Below are 19085 nucleotides of genomic sequence, written 5' to 3' on the forward strand. Positions count from 1 at the left end.
CCGGCCTGAACAGGCCGGGCAGCGTCGTTTCGGGCAAGGGGTCAGCTCGCTTGGCGTCGCGACGGGCGTCGTCGGCTCTCGTACCGCGGCTCCGACATCAACCCTTTGACCACGGCGTAGCAGGCGATCAGCAGCACGATCGTGAACGGCAACCCGGTGGAGATGGCCGCCGCCTGGAGCCCGCCGAGCCCGCCGCCGAGCAGCAGGGCGATGGCGATCGCGCCTTCGATCAGGCACCAGAAGACGCGCTGCGAAGTGGGCGCATCGACCTTGCCGCCGGCGGTGATCGAGTCGATCACCAGCGAGCCGGAGTCCGAGGAGGTGACGAAGAAGACGATCACCAGCACGATGCCGACCACCGAGGTGAGCATCGCCAGCGGCAGCTGGTCGAGCATGACGAACAGCTTGATCTCGAGCGCGGCTTCCTGCACGCCCTGGAAACCGGTGATCAGCTGCTGGTAGATGGCGGTTTCGCCGAACGCCGTCATCCACAGCGCGGTGACCAGCGTCGGCACCAGCAGCACCGAGAGCAGAAACTCGCGCACGGTACGGCCACGGCTGACGCGGGCGAGGAACATCCCGACGAACGGCGTCCACGAGAACCACCAGGCCCAGTAGAAGGCGGTCCAGCCCTGGCTGAAGCTCTCGTCTTCGCGCCCGAACGGCATCGATAGCGCCGGCAGATACTGCACGTAGGCGCCCAGGTTGCGGAAATAGTCCGTGAGGATGGTCAGGGTCGGCCCCACCGAGATGATGAAGATCAACAGCACCACCGCCAGCCCCATGTTGAGCATGGAAAGGCGCTGAATGCCCTTGTCGAGCCCGGCGAGTACCGAGAACAGAGCGATGCCGGTGATCGCCATCACCAGCAGTACCATGCTGAGATTGTTGTCGGGAATGCCGAACAGGTAGTGCAGACCCGCCGTCGCCTGCGAGGCGCCGTAGCCCAGCGACGTCGCCAGCCCGAATAGCGTCGAGAACACCGCCAGAATATCCACGACGTGCCCCGGCCAGCCCCAGATCCGATCGCCGATCAGCGGATAGAAGATCGACCGGATGGTCAGCGGTAGCCCCTTGTTGTAGGCAAAAAGCGCCAGCGCCAGCGCCACCACGCTGTAGGCCGCCCAGGCGTGCATCGTCCAGTGAAAGATGGTCGAGGCGAGCGCCAGCGAAATCGCCCCCTGCTCGTCCCCCGGCGTGCCGGCCAGCGGCGCAGCGGCATTGCCGTCGAGCGAGGCCGCGAAGTGGGTCATCGGCTCGGAGACGCCGTAGAACACCAGGCCGATACCCATGCCGGCGGCGAACAGCATCGAGAACCAGCCCAGATAGCCGTGGTCGGGGCGGGCATCCGGGCCGCCGAGGCGGACCCGCCCGAGCGGTGACAGCGCAAGCCCGATGCAGAGCAGCAGGAAGACGTTGCCGGCGAGCAGGAAGAACCAGGTCAGGTTGCCGGTGAGATAGTCGCGAATCCCGTTGAGCAGCGGCTCGACGTGATCCTGCAGCGACAGCATCACGAAGACGAACGCCAGTACTACCAGCGCCGAGATCGTGAAGACCTTGCCATGGAGGTCGAAGCGCAGGCCGAAGGCCTCGGTTTCGATGTTGTCCTGACCGATGACGTAGTCGGTATCGGCCAGATTGGTCTCGCCTTCCGGCCGACGGATGCCGTCGGCGTCGTTGTGGGCGTCCGCATCGGATCGATCCGAGGGCTGACTGTCGGAAGTTGGTCGGTCTGAATTCGTTGTCATTGTTCGTTCCCGAAAGGTGGAAGATAGCGTCTCGAGACGCGGCGATACTGGGGTGGGTGAGTGGGGAGCCGGCGCGCTCGGCATCCTGCGATGACGTTGACGCGAACGCCGCCGAAATCAAAGCCGCAGGCGGACGAAGTGTCGAAAACTAGCGTAACTCCCGCCCTTGCGCCAATGGCTTTCGGGATCGCTGCGCGCACTCGCGCGCCAACGTCGCGACGGTCGAACACTGGCCGAGGCCCGGCGTGCGCGGTACGGGATCATGACGTCACGGGGCGCGACGACGACAAACGCTCGGCCCTGTGAGGCCGATTTCCGCCGATGTTGTCGCTACTCGATATGTCGATTATTCTCGACAAATGGAAACAAAAACCGCTACCGAGCGCTTCGCGGCGCTCTCCCAGTCCACGCGCCTCGAGGCTTTTCGGCTCTTGGTGCGTCACGAACCCGAGGGGCTACCGGCGGGGGAGATCGCCCGCGAGCTCGAGGTCCCGCACAACACGCTCTCCTCGCATCTGTCGGTCCTTGCCCAGGCGGGGTGGGTGGTGTCACACCGCCAGGGCCGTTCGATCGTCTACCGCGCGGATCTCGGCTGCATGCGGGAGACGCTCGACTTTCTGGTGCGCGACTGCTGCGACGGCAACCCCGAGGTTTGTGACCCCTTTCTGACGGCGCTCGGCGCCTGTCTTCCCTCTGTCAAAGACTCGCACGGCGCCCGCCTTCCTTCTGCCGACGACGCCAACCAAGAGAACCGAGAGTGACCTCATGCAACCGTTGATCTACCACAACCCCGAGTGCGGCACGTCGCGCAACACGCTGGCGATGCTCGAGGCCTCCGGCGAGTCGCCGCAGGTGATCGAGTATCTCGTGACGCCGCCGAGCCGCGAGCGTCTGGTCGAGCTGATCTCGATGATGGGGATCACGCCGCGGGCACTGCTGCGGCAGAAGGGAACGCCCTTCGACGAACTCGGTCTCGCCGACCCGGCGCTCGCCGATGACGCGCTGATCGACGCCATGCTCGCCCACCCGATCTTGATCAACCGGCCGATCGTGGTCACCGATCGGGGCGCCAGACTCTGCCGACCTTCGGAGCGGGTGCTGGGGCTGCTCGCCAACCCCGTCGCCACTTTCACCAAGGAAGACGGCGAAACCGTACACGCTGCAGGGGGAGCGCATGAGTGATCGGGACGCGGCCGACGCCAGCCAACCGGGCGCTCCTGACGATCTGCCCAATATCGATGAGAGCGCGCTGGCGCCGATCGACGTCGAGGCGCTGGCCGGCGCCGATGCCCCGCGTCACCCGCCGCGCATCCTGGTGCTCTACGGCTCGCTACGCGAACGCTCCTTTTCGCGGCTGCTCTCAGAGGAGGCCGGGCGGCTGCTGCGCGAGTACGGCTGCGAGGTGCAGAGCTTCGACCCCGCCGGCCTGCCGCTGCCGGACGACGCCGAGGCTGATCATCCTCGCGTGCAGGCCCTGCGCGATCTGGCCGAATGGTGCGACGGCATGCTGTGGGTCAGCCCCGAACGCCACGGCGGCATGACCGGGGTGATGAAGGCGCAGATCGACTGGATCCCGCTGGCGCTCGGCGGCGTCCGCCCGACCCAGGGCAAGACGCTGGCGGTGATGGAGGTCTCCGGCGGCAGCCAGAGCTTCAACGCGGTCAATCAGCTGCGCATCCTCGGGCGCTGGATGCGCATGATCACCATCCCCAACCAGTCGTCGGTGCCGCGGGCGTTCGACGAGTTCGACGACGCCGGGCGGATGAAGCCCTCACCGCTCTATCTCCGCGTGGTCGACGTCTGCGAGGAGCTGGTGAAGTTCACCTGGCTGACCCGCGGGCGCTCGGCCTACCTCACCGATCGCTATTCGGAGCGGGTGGAGAGTGCCGAGACGCTCTCCCGTCGCGTCAATCAAACCCGCCATTAGGGGCACGTGATTCATGCTGGCACTGAGCATCTTCGTCGTCACGCTGGTTCTGGTGATCTGGCAGCCTCGCGGGCTGGGCATCGGCTGGAGCGCGCTGGGCGGGGCGCTGGTGGCGCTCGCCGTCGGGGTCGTGCAGCCCGAGGATATCGGCGTGGTGTGGGAGATCGTCTGGGACGCGACGTTCACCTTCGTCGCGCTGATCGTCATCTCGCTGATTCTCGACGAGGCCGGGTTCTTCGCCTGGGCGGCGCTGCACGTCGCGCGCTGGGGCGGCGGGCGCGGGCACCGGCTCTTCCCGCTGGTGGTGACGCTCGGCGCGGTGATCGCGGCGTTCTTCGCCAACGATGGCGCCGCGCTGCTGCTGACGCCGATCGTGATCGCGATTCTCGTGCGGCTCGATTTCCCCCCGCCGGCGGCGCTGGCGTTCATCATCGCCACCGGTTTCGTCGCCGACACCACCAGTCTGCCGCTGGTGATCTCCAATCTGGTCAACATCGTCAGCGCCAACTACTTCGAGATCGGCTTCGACCGCTACGCGGCGGTGATGATCCCGGTCGACCTGGTCTCGCTCGCCGCGACACTGGGGGTGCTCTGGCTCGCCTTCGGCCGGCGCATCCCGCGGCGCTACTCGGTAGCGGAGCTGGATGCGCCGTGCTCGGCAATCGTCGATCCGCTGGTCTTCCGTGCCGCCTTCCCGCTGCTGACGGTGCTGCTCGCGGCCTATTTCGTCACCGCGCCGCTGGGCATTCCCATCGCTGTCGTCACCGGTGCCGGGGCCGTGGTGTTGATGGCGCTGGCCGGACGCTGGTGGCGGCACGGTCGGGGCGCCGTCGTCTCCGTGAGCGCGGCGCTCAAGGGCGCACCTTGGCAGATCGTGCTCTTCTCGATCGGCATGTATCTGGTGGTCTACGGACTGGGTAACGCCGGGCTGACCGATCTGGGCGCCCGCGCACTCGAGTGGCTGGCGGGGCAAGGGGACACGGTGGCAACGATAGGGACCGGCTTTCTCGCCGCACTCGTCGCCTCGATCATGAACAACATGCCGTCGACGCTAGTGGGGGCGCTGGCGATCGATCGCGCGGCGCTGCCGGCGATGCCCCGGGAGCTGATGATCTACGCCAACGTGATCGGCAACGACCTGGGACCGAAATTTACGCCCATCGGCAGCCTGGCGACGCTGCTCTGGCTGCACGTGCTGGCGGGCAAGGGCTATCGCATCGGCTGGGGGCAGTACATGAAGATCGGGCTTGTGATCACGCCCCCGGTGCTCCTGGCGGCCCTCGTCGCGCTGCGGCTCTGGCTGCCGGTGATCGACGGCGTCTGAGGGCCTGCCAACCTGGTCGCGAGAGGACACATCGTTTCGGGTGTCGTCGGCGCGTCACGAGCGAGAGGCGATAGTGGCAGCCGCGGACGTTTCGTGACCGTGGCGCCCTGGCGCCTTTCGACAAGCGTCCGTCCGTGCCAAGACGGTCTGTCAAAAGACGGTCGGTAAAAGGCTGTCCACGAAGAGACCGTCCACGAAGACCATCGTCCCTGGAGTCGTCGACCGTGAGTGCATTCACTGCCTATTCCCTCCGCTGGGCCGAGATCGCCCGCGCCTTTTTGCTACTCGGGGTGACCGCCTTCGGCGGGCCGGTGGCGCATCTGGGCTATTTTCGCGAGGCGTTCGTCGTGCGGCGGGGCTGGTTGGACGACCGCGACTTCGCCGATCTGATCGCGCTGTGTCAGTTTCTGCCCGGCCCCGCCAGCAGCCAGGTCGGCTTTGCGCTGGGCTGGCGCCGCGGCGGGCTGGTCGGCGCGCTGATCGCCTGGAGCGCCTTCACCCTGCCTTCGGCGATCGCGCTGGTGGCCGCCGCCGCGGGGGCGACCCATCTCGACGGCGAGTGGGGGCAGGCGCTGGTCCAGGGGTTGAAGCTCGTCGCCGTCGCCGTGGTGGCCCACGCCGTCTGGCAGATGGCCGGCCGGCTCTGCCCCGACCGCCTGCGGGTGGGCATCGCGCTGGCGGCGGTGTTCGCAAGCGTCACCCTCGGCGGCACGCTGGGCCAGCTCGGCGCCATCGGGCTCGGCGCCGCCGTCGGGCTCTGCGGGTGCCGGCCGGCGCCGGCGGACACCGAGCGCCACGGTATCGGCCTCTCAACCCGGGTGAGCGCCCCGGCACTGGCGCTTTTTCTCGCGCTGCTGCTGGCGCTGCCCTTTGCCGCGGCGTGGGCCGGCGGGCTCGTCGCCGTGGCGGACGCCTTCTACCGCGCCGGGGCGCTTGTGTTCGGCGGTGGCCATGTGGTGCTGCCGCTGCTGCAGAGCGAGGTGGTCGCCCCGGGGTGGGTTTCGGAGCCGACCTTCATCACCGGCTATGGGCTGGCGCAGGCGGTGCCGGGGCCACTCTTTACTTTCGCCGCCTATCTCGGTGCCTCGATGGCACCCGGCGGCGCGGGCTGGGCGACGGCGGCGCTGGCGACGGTGATGATCTTTCTGCCGGGGATGCTGCTGCTGATCGGCGTGCTGCCCCACTGGGAGCGGCTACGCGCGTCATCGCGGGCGCAGCGTCTGATTCAGGGCACCAACGCCGCCGTGGTCGGCATTCTGGGCGCGGCGCTGTTCGATCCGATCTGGCGCAGTGGCGTCGTCGCCCCGATCGACTTCGCGCTGGCGCTGACGGGCTTTCTGCTGCTGAGCGTCTGGCGCTGGCCGGCTTGGGGCGTGGTGATCCTGCTGGTGGTCGCCCGCGTCGCGGTCGCGTGGGTCTAGCCCGGCGCCGCGAGACGGCGCCGAAACGAGCGCGGCATTACACGCTGATCAGGTTTTCCCACCAGCGCTGGATCGACAGCCACCAGTCGGGCTTGTCGTCGCGCGCGTCGCGGTCGCCGCCGACGTAGATGGTGGCGGTGAGACCGGCGGAGAGCTTGGTCCCTTCGGGGATGTCGTCGAGGGCGATACGCACCGGGATGCGCTGGGAGAGACGTACCCAGTCGAAGGAGGCGTTGACGTTGGCGAGCCCGCCGTTCTGGTTGCCCAGGCTGCCGTCGCTGATGCCACGGGCGAAGCTGTCGACGTGGCCCCAGATCGGTTCGTCCTGGGCGAGCAGCTGCACGCGTGCCGGCTCGCCGACCTCGATGCGGTCGAGCTTGGTCTCTTCGAAGTAGCCCAGCGCATAGAAGGAGCTGGCATCCACCAGCGTCAGCGCGTCGGTGCCGACGCTGACGTACTGTCCCGGACGCAGCAGCAGGTTGGTGACGTAGCCGTCCACCGGGGCGCGCACCGTCGCCCGCTCCAGATCGAGCTTGGCGCGCTCCACCTTCACTTTCGCGGCGCGGGCCGCCGCCTCGGCGCTGGCCTGGCTGAAGCGGGCGTTGTCGCGATTTTCCTGCGAGACGTAGTCGTTCAACCGCTGGCGCCGGCTGTTGGCGGCTCGGGCCTCGTCGCGCTGCTGCTCGAGCTGATTGAGCGATGCCTGGGCGTCGTCGAGGGCGAGCTGATAGCGGCGCTTGTCGATGGTGAAGAGCACGTCGCCCTGCTCCACGAAGTCGTTGTCGTGGGTCTCGAGGCCGTCGACCAGGCCGGCGACATCGGTGCCGAGGTTGACCACGTCGGCGCGAATGCGGCCGTCACGGGTCCAGGGGTCGTGCATGTAGTGCTGCCAGATGTTGGCGACCGCGACCACTGCCGCGGCGACCAGCGCCAGCGTCAGCAGCACGCGCAGCGTCTTGCGTACGCCAGAGTGAGATCCAAGCATGATTGTCCTTTTTTCAACCGGCGATCGGCAGGGCGCCGAAAAGCGCCAGAACCGACCACAGAAGCAGAGCGTAGAGCGCGATATCCAGTAGCACCGGCTGCCAGAACCAGTGATAGAGCCCGAAGCGCACGAACAGCCGGCGCAGCAGTAGATAGACGCCGAGCGCCAACAGCACCGGCACTGCCAGCGGCGGCATCAGAAAGCCCATGAACGACCACTCAGCCAGCATGCACTGCCTCCTTGTCCGTCGGGGAGTCCTGGGGCGTTTCCTCGGCGCTGCTGGCCTCGAGTCGCGCGCCCGGCGCCTGACGCATCAGGTGGCTGAGCATCGCCACCTCGCCGATGGTGGCGATCGGCAGGTTCGCTTCGCGGTAGAGCCGGTCGACCCACTGCATTCCCTCGTCGGCGAGCGCGCGCCACACCGCCGGGTCGTGACGCGGGCGCGCCACCAGCCGCTCGCCGATGTCGGCAAGCCACGCCTCCAGCGCCTGGCGGTGGGGGCCGAGTTCGTCGCGAAGCCGGCGGATGCGCCAGACGCAGAGCGCCAGCGCATGCAGGTCGACCGCCTCGCGCAGAGTGTCGTCGTGGCCGCCGAGGGCGATCAACCGACTCAAACGGTCGTAGAGCCGGCTCTCCAGACGCGCCCGGTTGGGCAGGCTCGGCGCCGAGAGCAGCCGACCCAGACCGCGCCAGTAGGCGGCCATCAGCGTGCGAATGCGCTGTTCCGGGGTGCGCTGGCGCAGCAGCGAGTAGGTGAACATCGCCGCGACGGTACCGATGACCGAGGCGAGCCCGCCGTTGATGTAGCTCGTCGGCGAAAAGGTGTAGGTCGAGTGCAGGTTGAGCAGCGTCATCATGGTGATCGCCCCCGCCATGCCGATCGCCGACCAGCGCGGGTGCGGCGTCATCAGCGTGCCGATGGTGACCGGTACGGCGATGGCGATGGCGAGTAGCGCAAAGCCGTTGATCACCGGCATCACCAGAAACAGCAGGATACCGCCGAAGAAGACCGCCGCGAGCGTGCCCCAGAGAAACTGATAGACCACCGCCGCCGGGTTCGGCGCCTTGGCGAACAGCATGGTGAAGACGCCGAGCAGCATCATGGCGAGATAGCCCGAGTGCCAGCCGCTGTGAATCCAGAACAGCCCCAGCGCCTCGAAGGCGATGAAAACACGAAAGGCGTTGAAGCGGGCGACGAAGTGCTCGTTGTGGTTGGCCCGGGGGCGACGGCTGCGGGGCAGCGTCTTGACGCGGGTCGAGGCGGGATCGTCGAGGGCGTGGCGAAGCCGCTGGCCGTGCTGGGCCAGGGAGAGCACCTCGCCCAGGCGCTGGCGCACCAGTTCGGCGCGTGCCCGGGTTCGCGGCGACACCTCCGTCTCTTCCCAGGCGAAATCCGAGAGTGCGATGAACCGCTCGGGGGCGGCATCGGGCTGCGTCTCGACGGCTTCGAGCCGCGGCCTCGCCTCTGCCCGAAGCGGTTCGAGCCAGCGCTCGCCGTCCTCGCACTCGCGCAGCCGATCCAGCGCCGTCTCCAGCTCACGTACCGCGGTGATCAGCGCCAGGCTGTCGCTGGCGAAACGATCCAGCGCCGGAATGAAGTGGCTCAGCCGGCGCGTCTCCAGACGATTCAGGCCGCGCAGTGACTCGAACTGCTGGTGCCGGTCGAGCAGCGCCTTGAGCTCGCCATCGCGCTGCTCTCTCGGGCGGGCGGATTCGAGACACGCCAGCGTCTCGCCGGCCGCCCGAGAGAGTAGCTGCGACAGCGCCCCGGGTAGCGCGCGGCTGCCGTAGCGCGGGGCGATCGCCACGTGGGTGAGCAGCGCGCAGCCGATGCCCAGTGCCGTTTCGCTGAAACGCCCCAGCGCCACCGGCCAGATGTTGTCGACGCCGGTGCCGATGGCGGTCAGCGACACCAGCGTCGAGGTGTAGCCGCTTAACATCATCACGTAGGCCAGGTACTCGTCCGGTTCGAGAATCACCCAGTACATGCAGAACGCCAGCCATGCCCCGGAGAAGAGCAGATAGAGCATCGGCTGCTGACCGAACAGGGCGATCAGCAAGAGCCCCACGATGGCGCCGAACAGCGTGCCGAAGAGCCGCGCCACGCTGCGGCCGATGATGATGCCGATGGGCGGGGTGCCACCGGTGAACATCACCGGCTGCAGGGTGACGATCATTACCGCCAGGATCGCCCAGGCGGGCTGATAGAGATCCAGGCGCATGGAGAGAAAGAGCGCCAGCCAGACGGCCAGCACGGTTCTCAGCGCCAGTAACCAGTGATCGGCAGTGATTCGGCTCATAAAAGACCAAAGCCCGCGAACGACGAGCGTCCGCGGGGCGACAAGAGAAACGGGATAAAAGTTAGGCTGCGAAGTATTGCATCAAAGCGCGATGCTGTCCACCCGGCAGCGGGGCGCAGCCGGCCCGGTGTCGATGAGGGCGGAATGGCGACGGGTCGGCGCGTCGATTGAGGCGGAGCCTCGATGAAGAGGGGCGGTGATATCCAAGAGGAGGACAGGCGCCCGACGAGAAAAACGCAGTGAGGCGAGGGGGCAGGGGCGTGGAACAAGACGACAAAAAAGACCACCGCGAGGGGTGGTCCCAAGAAGCGCCGCTAGGCGCTCATCATCGACGGTTCTCGCGCGACGACGCAGGGTCGATGCGGCGCGGCTCGCTCGCCGGGGCGACACCCCGGCGGGCGAGCCGAGTTTCAGAAGCGGTAGCCGATGCCGCCCATGACCACGATCGGGTCGATATTCACCGTGGTGTCGTAGGACTCGCCGCCGATCGTCGCGGTGGTGTCGGAGTCGATGTCGAGATACCAGGCGGCGGCGTTGAGCGACCAGTGCTCGTCGATCAGCAGATCCACGCCGAGCTGCGCCGCCGCGCCCCAGGAGTCATCCATGTCGAGGCTGCCGCCGTCGACTTTCTCGTCGGAGAAGTGGGTGTAGTTGACCCCAGCGCCGACATAGGGCTGAACCCAGGCGTCGGTGCCGCCCAGCGGGTAGTACTGCAGCGTCAGCGTCGGCGGCAGGTGCTTAGTCGAAGCGATATCGGCGCCGTCGAGGTTGACCCGATGTTCGAAGCGCTGGGCGGCGAGCAGCTCGACGCCCCAGTTGTCGAGGAAGCGATAGCCCAGCGTGAAGGCGAAACCGCTCTCGTCGTCGACGTCGATCTTGTCGACGCCGATGGCATCGAAGTCGCCGTTATCGCTCTTGGGCGACACCTTGGCCACACCGACGTGGGTGAACCAGTCGCCGGCGCCGTAGGCGAAGGCCGGGGTCTGATAGCCCGCGGCTAACAGGGCCGCGAGGGAGGAGAGAGCGATGAGAGAGCGGCGGGGCAGTGCTTGCATGGCGATGTTTCCTTGATCATCCCGTTGTCATCGACCGGCGCTTGCCGGTAGCGATGAGATCAGGCTACGCCGAAATAACCCTATGGATAATGTGGTTATTTGTCGCAATGGTCACACTCGATGCATCCGGAATTGCTCTATTCTGGTGCACAGAGCTGATGAACTATCTAAACGGTGCATGAAAGGATGGCGTCGCCGCCATATTGAGCCCTTTAGTTACAATAACTATATATTTTAAGTATAGTTTTTAAAATATGGCCCGATTTTCTCATTGATTAATTACCAAGTCGGGTCTCTAAGATCTGTAAATCTTGAACAGCACAGTGCGCCCATTGGCGTTTGGCAATGAAGCCTGGATGTCTCCTCGACGTCCGGGCTTTTTTTGTGGATGAAAATCATGACACTGGAATTATCCATCGGGGTGCTCTACTCCACTTCAGGCACCTACCAGCGCATTAGTCGACACGCGCGACAGGGGGCCTTGCGCGCCGTGGAAGAGGTCAATCGGCAGCCGGGAGGGGTCCGCCTGGTCGTTCATGAAGCCGATCCCCGTGGCCAGCTCGAGGCTTACCACCAGGGCGTCGAGTCGCTGCTCCGGCGGGGAGTCCGTCATGTGGTGGGGACGACCACATCGGCGAGTCGCAAGGATATCGTTCCCGACCTTGAGCGGGCGGGGGCGCTGCTCTGGTACGCCAGCCCCTACGAGGGCTTCGAGTGCAGCGAGAGTGTGGTTTACCTGGGGGGAAGCCCGAATCAGAACCTGGTGCCTCTGCTCGAGTACGTGCTGCGGGCCTATGGCAAACGGGGCGTATTGATCGGCTCCAACTATGTGTGGGGCTGGGAAAGCAACCGTATCGCTCGTGAACTGATCGATGCCGCAGCGGGCGAGGTCATAGGGGAGAAGTATTACCACTTCGGCGATAGCGACTTCGCCACTCTAATCGAGCAGATTCTGGCCAGCGATAGCGATTTCGTGCTCAACAATCTGCTTGGCGAATCTTCCTATTTCTTCCTCGAGCAGCTCAATACCGCCTGTGCCCGGGTCGGACGGCGGTTGCCGGTTCTCAGCTGCAACTTCACCGAGTGCGAGCTGCCGGCGATTTCTCATTTGAGCCATCTTCGGCTGCTTTCCAGCGGCCCGTGGTTTGACGTTCCCGGCAACGCCTTCAGTGCGCAGCAGCGCGTGCGCGGCGACGGTCAGCGGTTCTCGAGCTGCTACACCTGCGCCTATACCGCGGTGATGCTGCTTGCCCGCGCCTGTGAAGCGATCGGCGATGATGACCCCGAAGCGGTGCTGACCTGGCTTCAGCGCGGACCGCAGGAGACGCCGCTGGGAAGACTGGCACTGCAGTCGCACAACAATCATCTGACGTTACCCAACTACATCGCCGAGGCGCAGGCGGGACGCTTCGAGGTCGTTTATCGCCAGCCGAACGCGATCGAGGCGGACCCCTATCTGACCGGCAGCTCAATGGTGCGATTCCACGATCTGGCGGCACCCGCGCCGGTCGTGCCCGACCTGAAGGTGGTGAAATGAGCGCCAGCGACGTCCTGCCTCACCTGCTGCTGATCGATTGCGAGGTCCGCTCGCTGACAATGCTCAATAAAAGTCTCGATCGCCTGGGGCTGCGCTCGCTGGCGGTCGACGACGATGCGCCCTGTGCGCTGGAGGAGGTCAGCGGCGTGATCGTCGAACTCGATCACTTCAACAGCGAACGACTGCTCGCCAGGGTCCGCGGCGCGGGGATTCCGATCATCGCCATGACGCACCATCAGACGCTTTCGCAGATTGAGCGCGCGGTGCGGCTGGGGGCGACGGCGATTCTTAACAAGCCGATCACTCAGAGCACGGTCTACACGACGCTGGCGATGGCGAAAGCGCTGCGGCAGCAGGCCGTGGCATTGGAGGCGGCGAATCATCAGTTGGCGCAGCGCCTCAGCGCTCAGGGCGCCATTGCGCGTGCGGTGGCCAGGCTGATGGTGGCGTTGTCGTGCGATGAGTCGCAGGCCTTCGAGCGGCTGCGCGGCGAGGCCATGGACGCGCAGCTCACACTGGAGGACGCGGCAGAGAGACTGTTAAAGCAGTGCCGGGATCGGCGACCGCAGGAAGGAGCAGCCTCATGAATCTGTTGATGGCGCTACTCAAGCGCAAGAGCGTGGCAGCCTCGCTGCTGTTCATTCTGATCGTGGTGGTCGCCGCTGTCTTTGCCCCCTGGCTGGCCCCCCACGATCCCACTCGTCAGTTCTTCGACGGCCTGACCCTTGAGGGGGCGCCGCTGCCGCCCAACGCCGATTTCTATTTTGGCACGGACCTGCTGGGCCGTGATCTGCTGTCCCGGATCATCTACGGCGCGCGGACGTCGCTGATCATCGGCGTCGTATCCAACGGAATTGCCGTGATTATCGGCACTCTGGTGGGCGTCACGGCGGGATTCGTGCGCGGCTGGACCGGCTCGATCCTGATGCGTCTGACTGACCTGATGATGTCCTTCCCGGCCCTGCTTCTGGCCATTGCACTAGCCGCCATTCTGCGACCCAGCCTCTGGATAGTGGCGCTGGTCATCGCGATGGTGAACTGGGTGCAGATCGCGCGGGTGATCTACTCGGAAACGATCTCCATAGCGGCCAAGGATTTCGTCGCCGTGGAGCGGACCATCGGTGCCAGCTCGCTGCGCATCCTGTTTTCCCATCTGCTGCCCCATCTGCTGCCGACGATCCTGGTCTGGGCAACGCTCGGTATCTCCACCACGGTGCTGCTGGAGGCCACGCTCTCGTTTCTGGGGGTGGGCGTGCAGCCGCCGATGCCGAGCTGGGGCAACATCATCTTCGAGAGCCAGACCTACTTCACGTCGGCGATGTGGCTGGTGCTGTTTCCGGGTATCGCCATCGTCGCACTCTCGCTGAGCTTCAATCTCGTGGGCGACGCCCTGCGCGACGAGCTCGACCCAACGTTGAAGGGGAGACTCTGACATGGCCTGGTACATCGCCAAGCGACTCTTCTACGCGGCGCTGATCCTGCTCGGTGTCAGCTTCATCACCTATCTGCTGCTGTTTCTGATTCCCGCCGACCCGGCGCGCCAGATCGCCGGGCGCAGTGCCACGCCGGAGGTGGTCGCCAACATTCGCCATCAGCTGGGGCTGGACCTGCCCTTCTACGAGCAGTACCTGCGCTACCTCTGGCAGCTGCTGCATGGCGATCTGGGGCGCTCCTACGTTCAACGCTCCCAGGTCAGCGACCTGATGGCGGCCCGTATCGGGCCCACGCTACAGCTCATGGCCGCCGGTATCGGGCTCGAGCTGCTGATCGGGATCTCGCTGGGGCTTGTCGCGGCGATCAAGCGTAACTCGGGGCTGGACCGTGCACTGATGGCGTTCTCGTTCATCGGCGTCTCGTCGCCGCATTTCATCGCCGCCATGCTCGCGCTCTACTTCTTTGCGGTGAAGCTCGGCTGGTTCCCGCTCGGCGGCTACGGCGGAATCGAGCACCTGATGCTTCCGGCGATCACGCTGGGTGTGCTGGGCAGCGGCTGGTACTCACGCATGGTGCGCTCGTCGATGATCGAGGTGCTGCATCAGGACTTCATTCGCACGGCGCGTGCCAAGGGGCTGACTCGGGTTCGCGTGCTGCTCCGGCATGTACTGCCCAACGCGATCATCCCGGTGATTCCGATGATCGGTATCGATATCGGCATCTTCATGAGCGGGCTGGTGGTGGTGGAGTCGGTGTTCGGCTGGCCGGGGCTCGGTCAGCTCGCCTGGCAGGCGATTCAACAGGTGGACATTCCGATCATCGTCGGGGTGACCACGCTGTCGGCGGTGGCCATCGTGCTGGGCAATCTGGTGGCCGATCTGGCCGTGCTGCTCGTCGATCCGCGCATCGACGTCAAGAACAGCTAACGACGAAGTCTGGCAACGCGGTAGCAAGCGTATCTATCGACACAACAAGGAAAAGCCAACATGCATAAGGTTCTCAAGGGGTTTGCGCTAACGGCAATGGCTGTCGCGATCAGCGGGGCCGTTCAGGCACAGGAAACGCCCAAGCCGGGCGGCGAGGTCATCGTCACCTACCAGAACGATGTCGCGACGCTGGATCCGGCCATCGGCTACGACTGGCAGAACTGGTCGATGATCAAGTCGCTCTTCGACGGCCTGATGGACTATGAGCCGGGTACCACCAACCTGGTGCCGGATCTCGCCGAGCGCTACGAGATCTCCGATGACGGCATGACCTACACCTTCCATCTCCGTGAAGGGGTGACGTTTCACAACGATCGTGAAATGACCGCCGCTGACGTCAAGTACTCGCTGGAGCGCACGATCAATCCGCAGACGCAGAGCCCCGGCGCCGGCTTTTTCTCCTCGATCGTCGGCTTCGATGCGGTGTCCAGCGGCGATGCCACGACGCTGAGTGGGGTCACGACGCCGGACGACTACACCGTCGAGATCACGCTGAGCGCTCCGGATGCCACCTTCCTGCATCTGATGGCACTCAACTTCGCGTCGGTGGTTCCCAAGGAGGCCGTCGAGGAGTGGGGGCGTGACTTCGGCAAGCATCCGGTGGGCACCGGTGCCTTCAAGCTGGACGACTGGGCGCTCGGCCAGCGTCTGACCTTCGTCAAAAACGAGGACTACTACCGCGACGGTATCCCCTACATCGATCAGATCGACTTCGAGATCGGTCAGGAACCCAATGTGGCCCTGCTGCGGCTACAGCGTGGCGAGGTCGACATCGCCGGCGACGGCATCCCGCCCGCTCAATTCCTGCAGTCGCAACAGGACCCCGAGTTCCAGAAGCTGATGGTCATCGGCGATCAGCTGCACACCGGCTACATGACTCTGAGCGTTACGATACCGCCGCTGGACAATCTGAAGGTTCGCCAGGCGATTAACATGGCGATTAACAAAGAGCGCATCGTGCGGGTCATCAATGGCCGTGCGGCGCCGACCAATCAGCCGCTGCCGCCCGCGATGCCGGGCTACGACAGCGATTACGAAGGCCTTTCTTACGACGTGGAACAGGCGCGGGCGCTGCTCGAGGAGGCCGGTTACGGTGACGGTTTCGAGACCGAACTCTACGTGATGAATACCGATCCGCAGCCGCGCATCGCCCAGGCAATCCAGCAGGATCTATCGCAGATCGGCATCCAGGCCGAGATCAAGTCGCTGGCCCAGGCGAATGTCATTGCGGCCGGCGGTGAGCAGAGCCAGGCGCCGATGATCTGGTCCGGCGGCATGGCCTGGATCGCCGACTTCCCCGACCCCTCCAACTTCTGGGGGCCGATCCTGGGCTGCGAGGGTGCCGTGCCGGGCGGCTGGAACTGGGCCTGGTACTGCAACGAGGAACTCGACGCTCGCGCCGAAGAAGCCAATGCCATGGTCGAGCCGGACCAGCGCGAGGAGCGGGCCAGGATATGGGGTGAGATCTTCACGACCGCGATGGACGATGCGCCCTGGGTGCCGATCTTCAACGAGAAACGCTTCACTGTGCATTCGGCGCGAATGGGAGGCGACGACGCCCTCTATGTCGATCCGGTTCACGTGCCAGTCAACTACGACTACATCTGGGTGAAATGATGTGTGACAACGGGCTGATCAAGACCATTCATGGTCATCACTCGCATCTGGGTTGGGACAACGCCAACACGCCGGTCGCGCACGTCGCGCCCGGCACCACCCTGAACTTCGAGTGCAAGGACTCCGCCGATGGCCACTTCACCGCGAGATCGACCGTGGAGTCAGTGGCCGCGATACCGTTCGACCGGATCAACCCGGTCACGGGGCCGATCTTCGTCGATGGCGCGGAGCCGGGCGATATCCTGAGCGTCAAGATCGAGGAGTTCACCCCGTCCGGCTTCGGCTGGACGGCCAACATTCCCGGCTTCGGCCTGCTGGCGGATCAGTTCGTCACTCCCGCCCTGGCGCTGTGGCAGTACGATACCCGGACCCTGGCACCGGCGGCGTTCGGCGAGCATGCGCGGGTGCCGCTCAAGCCGTTCGCCGGGACGATCGGCGTCGCGCCCGCGGAATCCGGGACGCACTCGATCGTTCCACCGCGGCGAGTCGGCGGTAATCTCGATATCCGCGATATCACCGTCGGCTGCACGCTCTATCTGCCAGTGGAGGTGGCGGGGGCACTGTTTTCGATCGGTGACACTCACGCGGCGCAGGGCGATGGCGAGGTGTGTGGCACCGCACTCGAGAGCGCCATGGACGTCACGCTGACACTGGACGTCATCAAGCAGACGCCGCTGGCAATGCCCCGCTTTTCGACCCCGGGGCCGGTCACGCGGCATCTCGATGCTGCCGGTTACGAGGTCTTTACCGGGATCGGCAGCGACTTGATGAGCGGCGCGCGCCAGGCGCTCTCGGGCGCGATCGACTGGCTGGTCAAGACGCGCAATATGCCGGCCGAGCAGGCCTACATGCTCTGTTCGGTCTGCGGCGACCTGCGCATCAGCGAAATCGTCGATCAGCCCAACTGGGTGGTGTCGTTCTACGTGCCGCGCATCGTCTTCGAGTGAGTGACGCCATGAATTCGTCAAAGCCCCCCCGTAACGCGCCCGTGCTGGCCGTCGAACGGCTGTCGATCGATATCTCACACGGGACAGGCAGCGCGCAGCGGGTCGTCGATGATCTCAGCTTCAACCTGCAGGCCGGCCGTACGCTCTGCATCGCCGGCGAATCCGGGAGCGGTAAATCGCTCTCGTCGCTGGCGATCATGGGGCTTTTGCCCAAGGTGGCGCAGCTGCCGAGCGGCGCGATCCTCTATCAGGACCGCGACCTGCTGGGGCTGCCGGACCGCCAGATGTCGCGGCTGCGCGGGCGTGACATCGCGATGATCTTCCAGGAACCGATGACCTCGCTCAATCCGCTGATGAGCGTGGGCAAGCAGCTCGAAGAGACGATTCGACGGCACAAGCTGGATGAAGGCGGCGGGGCAACACGCCGGGCAAGGGAAATACTCGAGGCGGTACGCATGCCGCACGTCGAGAAACGGCTTCGACAGTACCCCCACGAACTCTCCGGTGGCATGCGCCAGCGGGTGATGATCGCCATGGCGATGGTCTGTCGGCCCAAGGTGCTGATTGCCGACGAGCCCACCACGGCGCTCGATGTCACCATCCAGGCCCAGATTCTCGAGCTGATGCGCGAGCTGCAGCAGGAGCTGGGTACGGCGCTGTTGATGATTACGCACGATATGGGCGTGGTCGCCGAGATGGCGGACGACGTGGTGGTCATGAATCGCGGCGTGGTCGAGGAGCAGGCAGGCGCGCGTGAACTGTTCAGCGCACCGCGCTCCGACTACACGCGCAAGCTACTGGCGGCGGTACCCCGACTCGGCACCGCTCCCGAACTCGCTTCCCAGGCGCAGCGCCCGCGCGTGCTTGAGGTCGGGGATCTCAATGTTCGCTTTCCAGTGCAGCGCCAGTCGCCATTTGCCAAGGCGACCGAAGTGCACGCCGTCGAGGGTGTCAGCTTCGCGCTGGGGGCCGGCGAGACCTTGGGGCTAGTGGGTGAAAGCGGCTGCGGCAAGTCGACGACCGGCAAGGCGATGATGAACATGCTGGCCTATTCCGGCAGCGTGAAGCTCGACGGCCGCGAGCTCAACGGTCTCAAGGGCGGTGCACTCAAGGCGATTCGGCGCGAAATCCAGATGATCTTCCAGGATCCCTTTGCGGCGCTCAATCAGCGCAAGACCGTAGGGGAGCTGATCGGCGAGCCACTGCTGGTCCACGGGTTGGCCGATAGCGCCGGCCGACGCCGGCGTGTTGCCGAGCTGCTGGAGCAGGTCGGCCTGTCAGCCGCCGCCGCCGCACGCTACCCGCACCAGTTTTCCGGCGGCCAGCGCCAGCGTATCTGCATCGCTCGGGCACTGTCGCTGGAGCCGCGGGTCATCATCGCCGACGAGCCGGTGTCGGCATTGGATGTCTCGGTTCAGGCACAGGTGCTGGCGCTGATGAAATCGCTGCAGGATCGGCTGGGACTGAGCTATCTGTTCATCTCCCACGATATGGCCGTGGTCGAACAGGTCTGCCACCGGGTAGCGGTCATGTACTGTGGACAGATCGTCGAGATCGGTAGCTGTCAGCAGGTGCTGCATAATCCACAGCACCCCTATACCCGTCGACTGCTGTCGGCAGTGCCGATGCCGGATGTCGATCACAAGCGCGACTTCCGCGCCCTGTTACAGGCAAGTGAGGTACCGGATCCCATCAAGCCGCGCGGTCATCAGCCCCCGCCGCTAGAGTATCTTGAGCCGCAGGCGGGGCATTTTGTGGCGCGCACGGAAGAAGGATCTCTCTCCCTGTACTGAGATCGTACCGC

At 65.4% G+C, this 19085-nt stretch carries 17 protein-coding genes; 12 read left to right on the forward strand and 5 right to left on the reverse strand.

All coding sequences use genetic code 11. The features are described from left to right. Positions 1 to 41: 41 nt before the first annotated feature. Complete coding sequence (locus tag DOM33_RS15885; protein ID WP_110670787.1) at positions 42 to 1748, reverse strand: BCCT family transporter; 1707 nt, start codon at positions 1746 to 1748, stop codon at positions 42 to 44. A 359-nt stretch (positions 1749 to 2107) separates the two neighbouring features. Here DOM33_RS15885 and DOM33_RS15890 point away from each other — a divergent pair, with 359 nt between their 5' ends. The 5 genes from DOM33_RS15890 (at position 2108) to chrA (ending at position 6420) form a co-directional block, all read left to right on the forward strand. Then, positions 2108 to 2509, forward strand: coding sequence for an ArsR/SmtB family transcription factor (locus tag DOM33_RS15890; protein ID WP_110670789.1), 402 nt, complete (start codon positions 2108 to 2110; stop codon positions 2507 to 2509). A 4-nt stretch (positions 2510 to 2513) separates the two neighbouring features. After that, a complete protein-coding gene (gene arsC / locus DOM33_RS15895; RefSeq protein ID WP_110670791.1) occupies positions 2514 to 2930 on the forward strand; it encodes an arsenate reductase (glutaredoxin) in 417 nt (138 codons plus the stop codon). Beyond that, a complete protein-coding gene (gene arsH, locus DOM33_RS15900) occupies positions 2923 to 3675 on the forward strand; it encodes an arsenical resistance protein ArsH (RefSeq protein WP_110670792.1) in 753 nt (250 codons plus the stop codon). Before arsC ends, arsH begins: the two co-directional genes overlap by 8 nt. A gap of 13 nt (positions 3676 to 3688) precedes the next feature. Then, positions 3689 to 4999, forward strand: a complete 1311-nt coding sequence (locus DOM33_RS15905; RefSeq protein ID WP_110670794.1) for an arsenic transporter — start codon at positions 3689 to 3691, stop codon at positions 4997 to 4999. 224 nt (positions 5000 to 5223) lie between these two features. Beyond that, on the forward strand, positions 5224 to 6420 hold the full coding sequence (gene chrA / locus DOM33_RS15910; protein WP_204352725.1) for a chromate efflux transporter: 1197 nt from the start codon (positions 5224 to 5226) through the stop codon (positions 6418 to 6420). Between the two features lie 37 nt (positions 6421 to 6457). On the opposite strand, the gene DOM33_RS15915 is transcribed toward chrA, so the two are convergent. The 4 genes from DOM33_RS15915 to DOM33_RS15930 form a co-directional block, all read right to left on the reverse strand. Then, positions 6458 to 7405, reverse strand: coding sequence for an efflux RND transporter periplasmic adaptor subunit (locus DOM33_RS15915; protein ID WP_110670796.1), 948 nt, complete (start codon positions 7403 to 7405; stop codon positions 6458 to 6460). Between the two features lie 13 nt (positions 7406 to 7418). Then, entirely contained in the window at positions 7419 to 7634 is a 216-nt protein-coding gene (locus DOM33_RS15920) for a DUF1656 domain-containing protein (RefSeq protein WP_110670797.1), read from the reverse strand. Beyond that, positions 7624 to 9705: an FUSC family protein gene (locus DOM33_RS15925; RefSeq protein WP_110670798.1), complete on the reverse strand. Its 2082-nt coding sequence runs from the start codon at positions 9703 to 9705 to the stop codon at positions 7624 to 7626. Before DOM33_RS15925 ends, DOM33_RS15920 begins: the two co-directional genes overlap by 11 nt. Before the next feature lie 410 nt (positions 9706 to 10115). Beyond that, a complete protein-coding gene (locus tag DOM33_RS15930; RefSeq protein ID WP_110670799.1) occupies positions 10116 to 10760 on the reverse strand; it encodes an OmpW/AlkL family protein in 645 nt (214 codons plus the stop codon). 397 nt (positions 10761 to 11157) lie between these two features. Here DOM33_RS15930 and DOM33_RS15935 point away from each other — a divergent pair, with 397 nt between their 5' ends. Genes DOM33_RS15935 through DOM33_RS15965 form a run of 7 tightly spaced genes read left to right on the forward strand, consistent with a single transcriptional unit; the run spans position 11158 to position 19074 of the window. Then, positions 11158 to 12297 carry a transporter substrate-binding protein gene (locus tag DOM33_RS15935; RefSeq protein WP_110670838.1) on the forward strand — a complete coding sequence of 380 codons (1140 nt, stop codon included), beginning with the start codon at positions 11158 to 11160 and terminating at the stop codon, positions 12295 to 12297. Beyond that, positions 12294 to 12884, forward strand: coding sequence for an ANTAR domain-containing response regulator (locus DOM33_RS15940; RefSeq protein WP_110670800.1), 591 nt, complete (start codon positions 12294 to 12296; stop codon positions 12882 to 12884). The genes DOM33_RS15935 and DOM33_RS15940 overlap by 4 nt, the downstream gene beginning before the upstream one ends. Further along, positions 12881 to 13729 (forward strand): ABC transporter permease, encoded by an 849-nt coding sequence (locus DOM33_RS15945; protein WP_110670801.1) that lies wholly within the window; start codon positions 12881 to 12883, stop codon positions 13727 to 13729. Before DOM33_RS15940 ends, DOM33_RS15945 begins: the two co-directional genes overlap by 4 nt. A gap of 1 nt (position 13730) precedes the next feature. Then, positions 13731 to 14657, forward strand: coding sequence for an ABC transporter permease (locus DOM33_RS15950; RefSeq protein WP_110670803.1), 927 nt, complete (start codon positions 13731 to 13733; stop codon positions 14655 to 14657). Positions 14658 to 14717: 60 nt separating this feature from the next. After that, positions 14718 to 16334, forward strand: coding sequence for an ABC transporter substrate-binding protein (locus DOM33_RS15955; protein ID WP_110670805.1), 1617 nt, complete (start codon positions 14718 to 14720; stop codon positions 16332 to 16334). Continuing rightward, positions 16334 to 17281, forward strand: a complete 948-nt coding sequence (locus DOM33_RS15960) for an acetamidase/formamidase family protein (protein WP_110670807.1) — start codon at positions 16334 to 16336, stop codon at positions 17279 to 17281. Before DOM33_RS15955 ends, DOM33_RS15960 begins: the two co-directional genes overlap by 1 nt. Before the next feature lie 8 nt (positions 17282 to 17289). Then, positions 17290 to 19074, forward strand: coding sequence for an ABC transporter ATP-binding protein (locus tag DOM33_RS15965; RefSeq protein ID WP_110670809.1), 1785 nt, complete (start codon positions 17290 to 17292; stop codon positions 19072 to 19074). Positions 19075 to 19085 lie beyond the last annotated feature (11 nt).

It is taken from the genome of Salinicola halophilus, assembly GCF_003206155.1.
GTDB lineage: Bacteria > Pseudomonadota > Gammaproteobacteria > Pseudomonadales > Halomonadaceae > Salinicola > Salinicola halophilus.